This is a genomic window from Burkholderia humptydooensis (assembly GCF_001513745.1).
GTDB lineage: Bacteria > Pseudomonadota > Gammaproteobacteria > Burkholderiales > Burkholderiaceae > Burkholderia > Burkholderia humptydooensis.
Map to the genome: position 1 here is coordinate 209,096 of NZ_CP013380.1, position 15,463 is coordinate 224,558.

Genomic DNA, 15,463 nt, shown 5'->3' on the forward strand with positions numbered 1-15,463 from the left:
CCGTGCCGAATCGGCGACTTGACTGCCGACAACCCTGCTCGTGGGTGCAACGCGGCATCGGGCTCGCGCCGCGCTCGTCAGCGTCTCGCGTGCGCCGGCGTTCCTTCGCGCCAGTTCCGTTGGCTTGCCGCCGGACACGGGCCGCCCTCGCCTGATCGCGCGCCGCGCCGCGCCGCACCCTCGGCTTCGGGCGCAATGTTTCTAAATTTGTAATTTTTCATGAATCTATGTAATCACCATACGCTCCGAGTACCGGATCGGCGGCGGGAGGAATCCTTTATTGATCGCCCCATACACGGATCTTGATTCAATTTCTCTAATGAAAAATATAAAACGACAGAAAGGGGGTTCTCGATAAATTTATTGGCGTCATTCGAATGGAGAACCTAGCATCAATTTCATTGGTATCGCGAATAGCTTCCAAACGTCGGTCTTGCCGATGTCCGGCATGTTTGCAGCAAAGGAGGCGAAATGAGCACTACCGATTCGAGAAGCGCAACGAGGTCCTCGTCAATTTCTCCGCGGCACGGTCGCGTCATCACGCCCGAATCGCGCGCCGTGTATCTCTACGAAGCAGGCAAGCTCGACTTCGGGCAGGTCAACGAGCTGGAAGGCGGCAAATTCTTTCCCGCGACACAAGGTGGGCTGAGAGATCCGGACGCGCCGGACGATGTCGCCAACGGCGTGCCGCCGCACGACGGCGAAATCGCGAGCGGCGGGCGCACGGCGGATGCCCGTGCGCAACTCAACGAACCCGATTCCGTCGCACATTGGCAGAAGCATGCGGTGCGCTCGGGGCAGTCGCTGCAAATCACGTGGTCGTATTCGATGCCGCACAAGACGCGGCGCTGGACGTACTGGATCACCAAGCCGGGATGGGACACCCACGCGCGGCTCGCGCGCGCGCATTTCGAGCCCGATCCGCTGAAGGTCTATCTGAACACGTATCAGCCGTACTGGGGGCCGGACGCAGACCGGGAGCTGATTCCCAGAGGCGACACGATTCACGAATTCAATCTGCCCGCTCGCACCGGCTATCACGTGCTGCTCGCGACGTGGGACGTCGCCGATACCGCCAACGCGTTCTATCAGGTGATCGACCTGAATTTCGCGTGAATCGGCTTGCGGTTTTCGCGATCCGCCGCGGTTGGCGGCACGAATGAAGCATCGCGGCCATCGGATTCGAGACCGTTCGGTGGCCGTCCCGCGCCTCGATTGTCGCGGCGATTCGCATCGTGCGTGTTCGCCCGGGTTGCGCGGCCGTCAGCTCGGCTTCGAAGCATGCGACACGTTCGCCGGAGGTTCCGATGTCCTATGTATACGTCGATGGTGCCGATCCTCGTTATTCGACGCTTCAAAAGGGCTTCAACCTGCGTTGGCCGCCAACGGCCAAGGCCGGCGCGGCGGCGATCTATGTCTGCCGCACGGCGGACGACGTGATCGAGGCGTCGCGCGACGCGCTCGCAAAAGCCTGCCGGATCACGGTGCGCAGCGGCGGGCACTGCTACGAAGGCTTCGTCGCGAACCGGCTGCCGGACGACGTCGGGCGGCCGCTCGCGATCGTCGATCTCGGCCTGATGTCGGGTTTCGATTTCGATCCGCGCGGGCAGATCGCGTCGCCGTTCGATGCCGCCGGCTCGGCGCGCTATCGGGTTCGCGTCGCAGCGGGCAGCCAGAACTGGGACGGCTATGTCGGCCTGTACAAGACCACGGGCAAGACGCTGCCCGGCGGTTCGTGCTACTCGGTCGGCGCGGGCGGTCATATCGTCGGCGGCGGGTACGGGCTGCTGTCGCGCATGCACGGGCTGACTGTCGACTGGCTGACGGGCGTCGACATCCTGACGCCCGCCTCCGGCGGCGGCGCGCTCGACGCGAAGCACGTGCATCTCGGCAGCGCCGACCCGATGGACCGGGCGCTCTTCATCGCGTGCCGCGGCGGAGGCGGCGGCAATTTCGGCATCATCCTGAACTACTATTTCAACGCGCTGCCCGACGCGCCGCGCACCGCGTATTGGCTGCCGCTCGCCTACGACTGGTCGGACTTCACGCAGGCGAGCTTCGGCCAATTCATCCGGGCCTACTGGGACTGGTTCAGCCGCAACGACGCGAACTGGAACGCCGCGGATCCGGCGCTCGCGAACGGCGGGCTGTTCACGCTCCTGAAGCTGCAGCATCGCTCGACCGGGCCGATCGTGCTCGCGATCCAGTACACGGGCAAGGACGGCGTGGTCGGCGGTGCGGCGGATGCGCCGTTCATCGATTTCGTCGACACGATGAATGCGGCCGCGGGCCGGATGCCTGTCATCTGGGATCGGTTCGTCGCGCCGAATCTGCCGGCGCTCGGGCATCCGCTCGCCGGGGCGCGCCTGGCGCACGCGACACGGAGCGCGCTGAAGATGGATTGGCTGTATCTGACGCAGACGATCAACGGTTCGGGCGCGAACCGGCGCGGCAAGTACAAGTCGGCGTACCAGATCGGCAATTTCGGCGACACCGAGATCGACGCGCTGTGGCGATATCTGAATACCGCGGACGATCCGCGTCTGAATCAGACGCTCGTGCAGATCGATTCGTACGGGGGCTGCGTGAACGCGAACGACGAAGGCGCGAATCCGACGTCGGTCTGTCAGCGGCAATCGCTGTTGAAGTCGCAGTATCAGACTTACTGGACGAATCCCGACGAAGACGCATTCCACGTCGAATGGCTGCACGACCTGTTCTCTGCGGTGCACGCGGATCAGGGCGGCAAGCCATATCGCGACGCGAGCGGCCGCTACGAAGGCTGCTACATCAACTACCCGGACATCGACATGAAGTATCTCGAGCGCGATCCGGCGCAGATCGATCCGCGGTGGCTCGAGCTGTACTACGGCGACAAGGCCGCGCGGCTGATCGCGACGAAGCAGGCGGTGGATCCGGGGAATCTGTTCCGGCATGAGATGTCGATTCCGCTGACGCCGCCGCGCGGTTGACCGCGCGATAACGGAGAGTTGGCCGGCGAACGCTTTCGGCCGCGCTCGCCGCCCGCCGCCCGCCGCCCGCCGGAGGCCGGTGCCGGCAAAGGCGTCGCATCGCATCAGACAAAAACGCTCGCGCACTTCGCGTAAACCCTAGAGCAAAAACCCTGGCACCGCGCCTTCCTCGGGTCAAGTCGCCCGTTCCCGCAGCCGTAAACCAATAGGTCCGCTCCACACCCACCGCTCCTCATGCTCTCCTCGATCCGGTCCCGCATTCTCGTCGCGTGCCTTGCCATCGTCATCGGCTCGCTCGTCATCAACACGGCGCTCAACTATTTCGTCGCCAATCGCTACAACCGCGAGTCCATCAGCCAGAACCTCAGCGCGGTGCTGACCGGCCACGAAACCGGCATCGCCGACTGGGTTGCGTCGAAGACGCAGATGATCGTGTCGGTCGAAGACGCCGCGATCTCGCCCGACCCGATCCCTTCGCTCAAGCAGATCGCCGCCGCCGGCGGATTCACGAACGTCTATGTCGGCTACGCGGACAAGACCGCGAAATTCTCGGACCCGACCGGCATTCCGCCCGACTACGATCCGACCGGCCGCCCGTGGTACAAGCAGGCTGCGCAGGCGGGCAAGCCGGTCGTCACGCCGCCTTACGTCGACGTCGGCACGGGCAAGCTCGTCGTCGCGTTCGCCGCGCCGATCGTGCGCGACGGCGCGCTGAAGGGCGTCGTGTCCGGCGACGTCGCGATGGACAGCGTGATCGCGAACGTCAAGGCGATCCATCCGACGCCCGGCAGCTTCGGGATGCTCGTCGACCGCGGCGGCCACATCGTCGCGCATGCCGATCCGAAGCTCACTCTCAAGCCCGTCACCGATCTCGCGGACGACCTGAGCATCGACGCGCTCGCCGCGTCGTCGTCTGACGAGAACGCCGCGCCGATCGACGCGCACGTCGCGGGCGCGGCGAAGCTGATGCGCGCGCGCGCCGTGCCGGGCACCGACTGGCTGACTGTCGTCGCGCTCGACAAATCCGATGCGATGGCCGGCATGCATTCGCTGCTGCTCGTGTCGATCGGCACGCTCGTCGCGCTCGTCGCCGCCGCCGCGCTGATCGTCGGCGCGATCACGGGCGTCGCGTTCCGGGGGCTCGCGCGCATTCGCGACGCAATGGAATCGATCGGCTCGGGCACGGGAGATCTGACGCAGCGCCTGCCCGATGCCGGCCGCGACGAAGTGGCGCAGATCGCGCGCTCGTTCAACGCGTTCGTCGGCAAGCTGCAGGACGTGATGCGCGTGATCCGCGACGCGAGCGATTCGGTGCGGCATGCGGCGGGCGAGATCGCGTCGGGCAATCACGATCTGTCGCGGCGCACGGAATCGGCGGCGGCGAGCCTGGAGCAGACGGCCGCGTCGATCGAGGAGATCACGTCGACGGTCACGCAGTCGGCGGGCGCCGCGCGCCAGGCCAACGACATCGCGACGAATGCGGCGAGCGTCGCGTCGCGCGGCGGCACGGTCGTGTCCGACGTCGTGTCGACGATGCACGAGATCGAGGGCGCGTCCGGCAAGATCAGCGACATCATCGGCGTGATCGACGGCATCGCGTTCCAGACCAACATCCTCGCGCTGAACGCGGCCGTCGAGGCGGCGCGCGCGGGCGAGGAGGGGCGCGGCTTCGCGGTCGTCGCGGGCGAGGTGCGCTCGCTCGCGCAGCGCAGCGCGCAGGCGGCGAAGGAGATCAAGGCGCTGATCGACTCGAGCGTGTCGAGCGTCGCGACGGGCGCGACGCTCGTCCAGCAGGCGGGGCAGACGATGAACGACATCGTCGGCACGGTTTCGAACGTGACGACGATCATGCGCGAGATCTCGAGCGCCGCCGACGAGCAGACGCGCGGCATCCAGGAAGTGAATCGCGCGGTGGCGCAGTTCGACGAGATGGTTCAGCAGAACGCGGCGCTCGTCGAGCAGTCGGCCGCGGCCGCTTCGGCGCTGCAGACTCAGGCGGTCGAACTCGCCGAGGCGGTCGGGAAGTTCAAGGTTGCGTGATCCGATTCCTCGGGGCGGCGCGCGACGCATTTTTTCAGCGGCGCCGACGCGTCGCCCGGCATCGTCAGGTTCGGCATGTCGCATGCGCCCGGAGACGAACGAGCCGCGGTGCAGCGCATCGGGTTCAGTCGCCGCCGCGCGCGAGCCAATCGATCAACGCCTGCGTGACGAATGCCGGATTCTCGAGATTCGAAATATGCCCGGCTTTCGGCACGAACACCTTTTCGCAGCCGATCAGCGCCGCGATTTCGTCGGCTTCCTCGGGCGGCCGCGCGACGTCGTTCGCGCCGCACATCACGAGCGTGCGCTCAGCCGGCAGCGCGCTGAGTTTCGCGCGCGCGTCTTCGCGGCCAAACGTGATCTTGCCGAGCGGAATCACCGAGTCGCGCAGCCTTTCGGCCGTGAACGCCTGCAGCGCGCGCCGGAAGCCCGCAGGCAGTTCGCTCGCGAGATCGATGCCGGGGCGGAAGAAGATCGGCACGATCGCGTCGAGCAGCGGCGCGGGAATCGCGCCTTGCGCGTCGATGGCCGCGAGCATCTGGAAATATTTGTTGCGCGTCGCGTCGGGCTCGACGCCGACGTAGGTGTCCATCAGCACGAGACGGTCGATCCGTTGCGGCGCGCGATGCGCGAGCGGCACCGCCCACATGCCGCCCACCGACAGCCCGACGATCGAGCAGGTGTCGATGCCGAGATGATCGAGGAGCGCGCACATCTGCATCGCAAGATCGTCGAGGTCGTTCGTGCCGTCGGGCAGCGGGCCGGATTGGCCATGTCCCCACAGGTCCGGCGCGATCACGCGATACGACTTCGAGAGCGCTTCGAGTTGCGGCTCCCACATCGACGAATCCCACAGGTAGCTGTGCCCGAACAGCACGGGCGCGCCGGAGCCCCTGATCTGATAGTGCAGGGGTTGGCCATCGATAGTGACGAAAGGCATGTCGATAAGGTCGCTTGGCAATGAATCGGTTAAGGGAATTCGGTGAACGCGCGCAATCGATGCGCGTGCCGAAGCAATCGGCGGCAATCGTGTGGATTGCCGCTTTCGAGTGCGGGATGGGGAAATTGTCGCACCACCCCATCTCGGCCGTTTGTCGAAATCGAGCGCACAGGCGGCCGTCGCCGTTGCCCAGGGGGCGGCGCTCGTCGAATGGCGAATTCGTGCGGTCTGCGCGTGCCAAGTGGGTCTGCACGGTCGACATCGCGAAATGTACGGATCGAATCGCATCGACGAAATGCGCGACAGGCGCGTGCTGTTGCGGTCGCTCGACATTCGGCACTTTTTTGGTTCATCGCGGATTACCGGGGAACGCGGCGCGGATCTTGAGAAAGAAGTATTCCTCGTCGCGGTACCCGTAAGCCCGACGCTTGATGACCTTGATGGTGTTGTTGATGCCTTCGACGATGCTGGTATTAAGCGGATGTCGGCAGCGGGCCACGATTCCGTGCCAGTAACCCTGCAGGCGCTGCGCAAACAGTTGCAGCGCGGCAATTCCGCTTTGCCGGGCTTGCTCGATCCATTGTTCCCAGGCCTTTTCCGCCCAGGCAGGCTTGCGGTAGAACCAGAGCCGCTTGAGTTCGTCACGTAGCACGTAGACGCACAACAATGGCTGATTGGCGGCCAGCAGTTCCTTCAGATGCACGGACTGCTCGGGCTTCAGGTTGTGGCGGTTGCGCAGCAGCAACCAGCGGCTGGACTTCAGGACCTTCCGGGCCGGCCGGTCATGGCGCAACTGATTAGCCTGATCGACCCGCACCCGATCAATCACCTCACGCCCGTACTTGGCCACGACGTGGAACAGGTCGTAGACGACCTCAGCCTGCGGACACTGCGCTTTGATCTCCAACTCGTAGGCCGTGGTCATGTCGATGGCCACTGCTTCGATGCGCTCGGCAACACCCGGTGGAAGCTGTTCGAAGAAGGCTCTGGCCGTCTCGCGCGAGCGTCCCGCTCCAATCCAGAGCACTTGCCGACCAATCGGATCGACCACCACCGTGGCGTAGCGATGACCTTTATGGAGCGCGAACTCGTCCATCGCCAGATAGCGGATCGTCGACCAGTCAGGATCAGCCACACGCGCTCGCAAGCGCATCTTGTCGATCGATTTGACCGTGTGCCAGCCCAAATCGTAGAAGGCGGCGACCGCCTGCACGCTGGCCGCCTGCAGCAGTTTCTCGCAGGCCTTGGCAAATCGCTCCGTCACTCGCTGGTAACGGCCCAGCCACGCCAGTTTCTCCAGTCGCGGACCGCCGCAGCGTTCGCACCAGACTCGGCGGCGGGGGACGTGCAGTACCACCCGGTACTCGAACAGTGGCAGATCGCGCACCCGGCGAACCGTCGTCTCATGAATCTGCTGGCAGCGTGCACCGCACTGTTCGCAGTACATGACCTTGCTGACCGGCTTCAAATACAGCGACAGCGTACGGCCTTCTCCTTCCGGCCATTCCACCCCCTCTAACCGATAGCCGGTCCAGCAACCCAGTGCTTGAAGTGCCTTGCGATCGAGCAATTCTGCCTCCTGACCTCCTTAAAGTCAGGCGTCAGGTTACGCAATCGCCATCAAACCCTCCACGGTTTCCTGCGATGAACCACTTTTTTGTTGTCGCGCGTGCATGGTTGCCGTTATCGTTGCGCACTACGACAATAATCGCGTGTTGTGAGAGCTTAGTGGCAGCACATAAGAAAAGTTTGCGCCTGGCTTCGTTCAGGCATCGGGGGGCGGCGAAAGGTTGCGGCCGCATCGAATCCTCGCGTCGCGCGTGCGGGCTCGGCGCCGTCAGGCCGCACGCGACGCCGCGTCGCGCGCCCGCACGGACGCGCCGGCGCGCGGCCGCAACCGCCGGCCGCCGCGCGCGAATCCGCTCCATTCGCGTCATTCGCGCTTCCCATTCGATTCCTCATCTGACGTACGGCGTCGCATCGCGTGTTGCTTGCGCGATGCGACGCCGTCGACACGGCATGTTTAGCGATCTCCAAGGAGGGACCATCGTTTGAAAACTTCGAAGACAGTTCTGGCGTGCCTCGCGGCATCGGCCATCGTCGCATTGAGCGGTTGCGCGACCGAGGCGTCGCGCACGCTGCCCGTGCCCGCGTCGGCGAGCGCGCAGAAGCCGTTCGCGGGCAAGCCGGTCGGCATCGCGGTCGGCAAGTTCGACAACCGTTCGAGCTACATGCGCGGCATCTTCACCGACGGCGTCGACCGCCTGGGCGGCCAGGCGAAGACGATCCTCGTCACGCAGCTCCAGCAGAGCCGCCGCTTCAACGTGCTCGATCGCGAGAACCTCGACGAGATCAAGCAGGAAGCCGCGTTCATGAAGAAGGCGCAGGCGGTGAAGGGCGCGAACTATGTCGTGACGGGCGACGTCACCGAGTTCGGACGCAAGGAAGTCGGCGATCAGCAACTGTTCGGCATTCTCGGCCGCGGCAAGAGCCAGATCGCATACGCGAAGGTGAACCTGAACATCGTCGACACGACGACGTCGGAAGTCGTGCTGTCGAGCCAGGGCGCGGGCGAATACAGCCTGTCGAACCGCGAGATCATCGGCTTCGGCGGCACGGCCGGCTATGACTCGACGCTCAACGGCAAGGTGCTCGACCTCGCGATCCAGGACGCGGTCAATCACCTCGTCGAGCAGGTCGACGCGGGCGCGCTCGCGTCAGGCAAGTAAGCGCGCCCGCACGGCGCGGACGAATTCGTTCATCCATCGTTTCCATCGACAACGACAACAATGAAGAAGACCTTCAAGACGGGAGTCTGGCTGCCGGCCGCGGGCGTGCTGCTCGCGGGCTGCGCGGCGAATCAGCCGAAGCCGCTCTATCAATGGGACGGCTATCAGCCGCAAGTCTACGAATACTTCAAGGGGCAAAAGAGCCCCGAAGACCAGATCGACGCGCTCGAGAAGGCGCTGCAGCAGATTCGCGCGAAGGGCAACCGTCCGCCGCCCGGCTTCGAGGCGCATCTCGGCATGCTGTACGCGAGCGTCGGCAAGGAGCAGCAGGCCGAGCAGGCGTTCCAGGCCGAGAAGGCGTCGTTTCCCGAATCGTCGCCGTTCATGGATTTCCTGTTGAAGAAGAAAGCCGCGGCGCCGCAATCGAAGCCGCAAGCGCCGGCGCAAACGCAAGTACAAGCACAACAACAATAAGGGCTGCCATGTTCAAGTTCATTTCCGCAAGACTCCTGTCGGCCGCGTCCGTGCTGGCGCTGCTCGCCGCGTGCGCGGCGCCCGCGAAGCACGTCGACTACACGGCGTTCAAGAAGAGCCAGCCGCGCGCGATCCTGCTGCTGCCGCCGCAGAACGACACGTCGGACGTGAAGGCGACGTACGGCTTGCTGTCGCAGATGACGCGGCCCGTCGCCGAAGCGGGCTACTACGTCGTGCCCGTCGCCGTGATGGAAGAGACGTTCAAGCAGAACGGCCTGACGAACGCCGCCGACATCCAGACCGTTTCGCCCGCGAAGCTGCGCGACATCTTCGGCGCGGACGCGGCGCTGTACACGACGGTCACGCAGTACGGCTCCGTCTACACGGTGCTCGACAGCACGACGGTCGTGTCGGCGTCCGCGAAGCTCGTCGATCTGCGCACGGGCGACCTGCTGTGGCAGGGCAGCGGGCGCGCGACCGGCAAGGAACTCGGCTCCAACGTGGATTTCAGCGGCTTCGGGTTGATCGCGACGCTCGCGCAGGCGGCCGTCAAGCAGATCGCGCACACGCTGAGCGACGACGCGGTCGACGTGGCGGGGCTCACGAGCGGCCGGATGCTGTCCGCCGGCCAGCCGAACGGCCTGCTGTACGGCCCGCATTCGCCGAAGTACGGAACCGATTGAGCGAAGGTTTCGAGCGATCGACTCAAAACGGCCCGGCCCGGGCCGTTTTTCTTTGGAGCGACGGCGCCGGCTCGGTCCGCGCTTGCCGCAACATCGCGCATCGATGTTTCGTTTTTCTGTTCATGCATCGATCAAGCAAGGTTTCATGCAAGCGGCACGCTATAGTCGCGATTGTGGCGTTTTCGTGACAATGCGCGGCCAGGCCGATTCGGCCAATCGACGGACATTGATGGACCGCACGACCAACCAGAAGATCGAGGAGCAGAAGTGACTGACAAGCATCCCCCGTCGACCGACCTTCCCGAGGACCCCGACCGCCGCCGCGTGCTCGGCGGCATCGCCGCGCTCGGCGCAAGCGTCGCGCTCGCCGGCTGCGAGACCGCCGCGCCGCGCTCGGCGGCCGATCTGCGGCTCGACGCCGCGCTGCGCCGCGAAGTGCGCAACATCGTCGTGATCTATGCGGAGAACCGCAGCTTCGCGAACCTGTTCGGCGACTTCCCCGGCGTGCAGCAGCCGCTTGGCGCGGTATCGCCCGAACGCTACGCGCAGTTCGACCGCGACGGCAGGACGCCGCTGCCGACGCTGCCGAAAATCTGGGGCGGCCTCGTACCGCAGGCGCAAGTCGTCGACGGCAAGCGCTACATGATCGGCGAGCACGACATCACCGGGCTGCCGAACGCGCCGTTCGTGATTCCCGACGCGCAAGGCAAGCCGCTGCCGAACGGCGTGATCACGCGCGATTTGTGGCACCGCTTCTATCAGAACCAGATGCAGATCAACGGCGGCCGCAACGACCAGTTCGCCGCCTGGGCCGATTCGGGCGGGCTCGTGATGGGGCATTACCGCAATTCGGCCGAAACGCTGCGGCTCTGGAATCTCGCGCGCCGGTACACGCTCTGCGACAACTTCTTCATGGCCGCGTTCGGCGGCTCGTGGCTGAACCACATCTTCCTGATCTCCGCGCAGGCGCCGCTCTATCCGGACGTGCACACGAGCCCGGCGAAGCATCTCGTATCCATTGTCGAAGGCGACGATCCGGCCGGCGCGCGGCTGAAGCTCGCGGCGGATTCGCCCGCGTCGGCGCTCGACGGCCCGCCGAAATTCGAGAACGACGGCCTCTTCACGCCGGACGGCTACGCGGTGAACACGATGGCGCCGCCGTATCAGCCGAGCAGCGCGCGGCCGCCCGCCGACGGCAACCCGGCGTATGCGGACCCGTCGAACCCGCGCGTGCTGCCGCCGCAGCATTACGCGACGATCGGCGATCGCCTGTCGGAGAAGGGCGTCGACTGGGCGTGGTACGGCGGCGCGTGGCAGTACGCGCTCGAGCATCGCGACACGGGCCCGGTGCCGGACTTTCAGTATCACCATCAGCCGTTCAACTACTTCGCGAACTACGCGCCGGGCACTGACGCGCGGCGGCGCCACCTGCGCGACGCGGGCCTCGGCGACGATCCGTCGACGAACCACCTGATCGCCGACATCGACGCGGGCCGCCTGCCGACCGTCACGTTCTACAAGCCGCAGGGCAACCTGAACATGCACGCGGGCTACGCGGACGTCGAGTCGGGCGATCGGCACATCGCGACGGTGATTGACCACATCATGCGCGGCCCGCAGGGGGCGCACACGGTCGTGATCCTGACGGTCGACGAGAACGGCGGCTGGTGGGACCCGGTGTCGCCGCCGAAGGGCGACCGCTGGGGGCCGGGCTCGCGGATTCCGGCGATGGTGATCTCGCCGTTCGCGAAGAAGGGCTACGTCGATCACACGCTGTACGACACGAACTCGATCCTGCGCTTCATCTCGCGCGTGCACGGGCTCGCGCCGCTCGACGGCGTGCTCGCGCGCGAGCGCGCGTTCGCGGCGCGCGACGCGCAGCCGCCGGGCGATCTGACCGCGGCGCTCGACCTCGGCTGACGTTCAGCGGAAATCCGGCTGCGAACGGCACGCCACATGCGAAGCGTCAGCTTCGCGACATCCCGAGCGTCAACGCGCCCGCGCCGATCAGCGCGGCGCCGCCGCCGTAGCCGAAGCGCCGCTGCGCGGCTGCGCCCGTCAGCCGTGCGGCGGCGAAACGCGCGATGCGCGCATAGCAGGCCGCGTTGATCGACGCGAGGCAGACGAAGGTCGGCAGCAGGACTGCGCATTGCCGCGCGAACGTCTCGTGCGGCGAGATGAACTGCGGAACGAACGCGACGAAGAACACGATGCTCTTCGGATTCAGCGCGGTGACGGCCCACGCGGACAGGAAGCGCCGCTTCGCCGAGCGGCGCTCGACGCTGACTTCCGTCGCGCCGACGCGGCGCGCGTGCAGGATCGAACGAATCCCGAGATAGATCAGATAGCCGCCGCCGACGAGCCTGAGCGCGGTGAACGCGGCCGCCGACATCGCGAGCAAGGCGCCCGCGCCGGCGAGCGAGATCGTCATCGCGGTGGTGTCGCCCGCCGCGACGCCGGCGACGGTGCTCCACGACGAGCGGTTGCGGTTCGCGAGCGAATCGCCGATCACGAGCAGGATCGTCGGGCCGGGAATCATCAGGAGGACGATGCTCGCGCCGGCGAAGGCGAGCCAGGTTGCGGCGGTCATGGGGGGCCTTCGCGTTGCGAAAGGTGTCAGTGATCCACGCCGGCGGAAGGTTTGTCAAGCGGTTGCCTTTCGTCATTCGTTGTTCCGCGTCAACAGCGTTCGCCGGTCGTGATAAGCACGCTCAATTTTTCAATATTGAGGTCGTTAAATCATCTGCGCGGGTTGGGGGTTCAGCGTATTTCTGATTCGACAACGAGCTATTGCGTGGGTATATGCGTAATCGAATGAAGCTGCTGATCGGCGCAATGACGGCCTCGGCTTCCTGTTCCGCAATGGCGGATTGGGAACTCTATAGAACAGTCACGCTCGATGGCTATGCCAATTCCATACTTGAATATTTCATGAGAGAACTCATTTATGCGCAAAAAAATTGTCGCAGGCGTGCTTGCGTCCATCATTCCTTTCGTCTGCGAAGCATCGGCCACCGTTGTGGTCGATGCGAAGCGCAATTGTCTTTCGAACACTGGCAATGTTTCTGGCGGCACGCCAGCGCTGCTCACGCTTGCACCGGGAAGATATGTCATTTCGATTGGCTCAAACAATATGAGCTGCTCCGCTGGCGTACTGACCAACGGCTGCTTGATCAATTCCGTGATGCTGCAAGGCGGGTTTGGAAATAACCGATGGGGCACCACCATTACCCAGCCAACGGTCGTCGACGTCCCTGGGAATACCTCGACATATATTGCCTATGTCAGTGACGACGCTTGTGGCGACAACACGGGGCAGGCGACTCTGCTCATTCAAACGGCTAACTGAACCGATGTGCCGGTCTCATCCGCGAGACGCTACGGCGTCGGGCGATGAAATTCACTCCGACGAAGTTTGAGCGGGTGACGCGCTGCCGGCTTGACGCGGCCCGCGTGAGCGGGCCGCAAAACTGCGAACTGAACTGGCTAATGCTGATTTGCCATGCTGGCAGCGCGCCTGAACTTGTCATCGCCACGATGAGCGAGTTCGCTTTGTTGAGCGAGTGCGATCTGTTGGCTCAATCGGGCTGCGCGGCGCGATTCCAAGCCGGAAGCGATTGCCGACTGGCGAATCGCGTGCGTATGCACGCCTTAAAAAAAACCCGCCTTGCGGCGGGTGGGAGTAGAACGAGCACGCGTCGAAACGCGTGATTTATTGTTGTGTGGGGGAATCCTGAGGCTCAGAATTGCGCAGCCGCCTGATAGGCGCCCGCCTTGCCCAACCGGTCCATCGCGGTGCGGTATTCAACCTGCAGCTCGGCCTGCGCCGCCTTCGCGTTCGCGAGGAGCGCCGTGTCGATCGCCTGGATTTGGCGCACGAGCGCGAGCGACGCGGGCGTCTGCTCGGCCGAGATCGACATCAGATACGGCGAGCGCTCTTCGGTCAGGCGCGCGGCTTCGGTCCAGTCGGCCATCTGCACCGCGTGATCGATTTCGCGGGTGATCGACAGCACGTGTTCGATCAACGACATCTGATCCATATCAGGCTTCTCCATCGCATTCGATTCGTTGTTACTTGTTGTTCGCCATCGCGCCCGAGCTGTTGCTGCCGCCGAACAGTTGCGTCAGGTAGTTCGAGTTGCTGTTCATCTGCGCCATCAGCGTGTTGAGCGCGGTGAACTGCGCGTTGTATTGCGACGTCAACTGCGACGCGTACGATGCAAGTTGCGTCTGCTGCTGCGCGAGGCTCTTCAGGTCCTGGTTGAGCGCGTTCGAGCGCGTATCGAAGACGCCGCCCGTCTGCACGTAGTTCTGAATCGTGCTGTTGAGCGTCGCGCCGACGCCGTTCGTCGAGTTGAAGAGGGCGGCGACGGTCGACGGGCTGTTTTGCAGCGCCGCGTTGAGCTTCGCCGTATCGATGGTCAGCGTGCCGTCCGTTTGCGCGGACGACGAGCCGTCGGCGAACGTGATGCCGATCGACGCGAGCGACACGGCCGAGCCGCCCGTCGTGACGCCCGCGCCGACCACGCGCGCGAGCGAGTTGCGGATCATGTTGAGCGTGGAGTCGCCAAGGAGCGGCCCCGCGCTTTGCGAGCTGGTGCCCGCGCCCGACAGCGACGATAGCGACGACATCGTCGTGACGACCGTGTTGTACAGGTTGACGACGTTCGTGATCGCGGCGGCCTGCGCGGTCGTGTCGGTGGAGACGTTGAGCGTCTGCGTGGTGCCGACGGCGGCTTGCGTGAGGTTCAGCGTGACGCCGGCGATTGCGCCCGACACCGCGTTGCTCGCGCTCGACGCGGCGATGCCGCCCACCGTGAATTCGGCGTCCTGAGCGGAGGTGCTTTGCGTCCATGCGACGCTGCCGCCCGACTGGATCGTCGACTGGCCGCCCGTCGTGCTCGCCGTCGACGTGACGGCGAGGCTCGACAGCCCGTTGTCGCCGGACAGGTTGCTCACGCCGACGTTGATCACGTTGGCTGCGCCCGTCGTCGCCGAGCGCAGCACGAGGTGCGCGCCGTCGGTGCCCGTGACGATCGTCGCCGTCACGCCGGGGTTGTTCGACGCGGAGTTGATCGCGGCGGCGATGCCGGAAAGCGTGTTGTTCGTCGAATCGATCGAGATCGACGTCGATTTGCCGCCGACGCTCAGCGTCAGCGTGCCGGTGCCGAGCTGCTGCGTCGCATTGAATGCGCCGGAAGACAGCGTCTGCGACGTGGCGATCTGCGTGACGGCGACCGAATAGCTGCCGGCCACCGCGCCCGCGCCCGTCGTCGCGGTGAGGCCGGTGCCCGTCGCCGTGGCGGTGAATTTCTGGGTGAGCGTGCCGTCGCTGAGCGAGCCGATCCCCGCTTGCAGCGCGGTGAGCGCGGCCTTCAGCGTGCCGAGCGCGGAAAGCGTCGTCTGGTCGGTGGAGACCGCCGTCGACAGCGCCGCGGTTTGTCCCGCCGTCTTCGCGTTGACGAGCGCGGTGACGAGCGAGTTGACGTCCATCGACGAGTTGCCCGTCGAGCCGCTGATGATCGACTGCGCTGCTTGCTGCAACGCCGAATTGGTTTGCTGCTGCGTCGTGCTGGTGACGGGCGTGGACATCGGGTGGCTCCCTTCGCCGCCGGATATGGCGGG

General features: G+C 65.1%; 15 protein-coding genes. 10 read left to right on the plus strand and 5 right to left on the minus strand.

Features of this window, described 5'->3' with window-relative positions:
• The first annotated feature begins 471 nt into the window (after positions 1-471).
• From AQ610_RS00945 to AQ610_RS00955, 3 genes are all read left to right on the plus strand, one after another.
• The gene (locus AQ610_RS00945) at positions 472-1,116 is read left to right on the plus strand and encodes a lytic polysaccharide monooxygenase auxiliary activity family 9 protein (RefSeq protein ID WP_043281855.1); all 645 of its coding nucleotides are present in this window, start codon (positions 472-474) and stop codon (positions 1,114-1,116) included.
• Positions 1,117-1,307: 191 nt separating this feature from the next.
• Positions 1,308-2,972 carry an FAD-binding oxidoreductase gene (locus AQ610_RS00950; protein ID WP_006023854.1) on the plus strand — a complete coding sequence of 555 codons (1,665 nt, stop codon included), beginning with the start codon at positions 1,308-1,310 and terminating at the stop codon, positions 2,970-2,972.
• Positions 2,973-3,206: 234 nt separating this feature from the next.
• On the plus strand, positions 3,207-5,012 hold the full coding sequence (locus AQ610_RS00955; protein ID WP_006023852.1) for a methyl-accepting chemotaxis protein: 1,806 nt from the start codon (positions 3,207-3,209) through the stop codon (positions 5,010-5,012).
• Between the two features lie 124 nt (positions 5,013-5,136).
• Here AQ610_RS00955 and AQ610_RS00960 read toward each other — a convergent pair whose 3' ends face one another.
• Together AQ610_RS00960 and AQ610_RS00965 are read right to left on the minus strand one after the other, a co-directional pair.
• Positions 5,137-5,952 (minus strand): alpha/beta fold hydrolase, encoded by an 816-nt coding sequence (locus AQ610_RS00960; RefSeq protein ID WP_009913936.1) that lies wholly within the window; start codon positions 5,950-5,952, stop codon positions 5,137-5,139.
• Between the two features lie 349 nt (positions 5,953-6,301).
• On the minus strand, positions 6,302-7,522 hold the full coding sequence (locus AQ610_RS00965; protein ID WP_045554815.1) for an ISL3 family transposase: 1,221 nt from the start codon (positions 7,520-7,522) through the stop codon (positions 6,302-6,304).
• Positions 7,523-8,003: 481 nt separating this feature from the next.
• Between AQ610_RS00965 and AQ610_RS00970 the strand changes: the two genes are divergently transcribed.
• The 5 genes from AQ610_RS00970 (at position 8,004) to AQ610_RS00985 (ending at position 11,758) form a co-directional block, all read left to right on the plus strand.
• Positions 8,004-8,681, plus strand: coding sequence for a CsgG/HfaB family protein (locus tag AQ610_RS00970; RefSeq protein WP_009913933.1), 678 nt, complete (start codon positions 8,004-8,006; stop codon positions 8,679-8,681).
• Between the two features lie 60 nt (positions 8,682-8,741).
• A complete protein-coding gene (locus AQ610_RS00975) occupies positions 8,742-9,155 on the plus strand; it encodes a DUF4810 domain-containing protein (protein WP_006023847.1) in 414 nt (137 codons plus the stop codon).
• Positions 9,156-9,163: 8 nt separating this feature from the next.
• Positions 9,164-9,838 carry a DUF799 domain-containing protein gene (locus AQ610_RS00980; RefSeq protein WP_006023846.1) on the plus strand — a complete coding sequence of 225 codons (675 nt, stop codon included), beginning with the start codon at positions 9,164-9,166 and terminating at the stop codon, positions 9,836-9,838.
• A gap of 103 nt (positions 9,839-9,941) precedes the next feature.
• The gene (locus AQ610_RS35690) at positions 9,942-10,109 is read left to right on the plus strand and encodes a hypothetical protein (protein WP_006023845.1); all 168 of its coding nucleotides are present in this window, start codon (positions 9,942-9,944) and stop codon (positions 10,107-10,109) included.
• Entirely contained in the window at positions 10,106-11,758 is a 1,653-nt protein-coding gene (locus AQ610_RS00985) for an acid phosphatase (protein ID WP_006023844.1), read from the plus strand. The genes AQ610_RS35690 and AQ610_RS00985 overlap by 4 nt, the downstream gene beginning before the upstream one ends.
• Before the next feature lie 46 nt (positions 11,759-11,804).
• On the opposite strand, the gene AQ610_RS00990 is transcribed toward AQ610_RS00985, so the two are convergent.
• Positions 11,805-12,428, minus strand: a complete 624-nt coding sequence (locus tag AQ610_RS00990; protein ID WP_006023843.1) for a LysE family translocator — start codon at positions 12,426-12,428, stop codon at positions 11,805-11,807.
• A gap of 357 nt (positions 12,429-12,785) precedes the next feature.
• On the opposite strand from AQ610_RS00990, the gene AQ610_RS31730 reads away from it, so the two are divergent.
• Together AQ610_RS31730 and AQ610_RS35695 are read left to right on the plus strand one after the other, a co-directional pair.
• Entirely contained in the window at positions 12,786-13,187 is a 402-nt protein-coding gene (locus tag AQ610_RS31730; protein WP_015600857.1) for a hypothetical protein, read from the plus strand.
• Positions 13,188-13,231: 44 nt separating this feature from the next.
• Positions 13,232-13,549: a hypothetical protein gene (locus tag AQ610_RS35695; RefSeq protein WP_144411910.1), complete on the plus strand. Its 318-nt coding sequence runs from the start codon at positions 13,232-13,234 to the stop codon at positions 13,547-13,549.
• Between the two features lie 29 nt (positions 13,550-13,578).
• Here the strand turns inward: AQ610_RS35695 and AQ610_RS00995 are convergent, their stop codons facing one another.
• Together AQ610_RS00995 and fliD are read right to left on the minus strand one after the other, a co-directional pair.
• Positions 13,579-13,893 carry a flagellar protein FliT gene (locus AQ610_RS00995; RefSeq protein ID WP_006023842.1) on the minus strand — a complete coding sequence of 105 codons (315 nt, stop codon included), beginning with the start codon at positions 13,891-13,893 and terminating at the stop codon, positions 13,579-13,581.
• 16 nt (positions 13,894-13,909) lie between these two features.
• A complete protein-coding gene (gene fliD, locus AQ610_RS01000) occupies positions 13,910-15,430 on the minus strand; it encodes a flagellar filament capping protein FliD (RefSeq protein ID WP_006023841.1) in 1,521 nt (506 codons plus the stop codon).
• Positions 15,431-15,463: the final 33 nt, after the last annotated feature.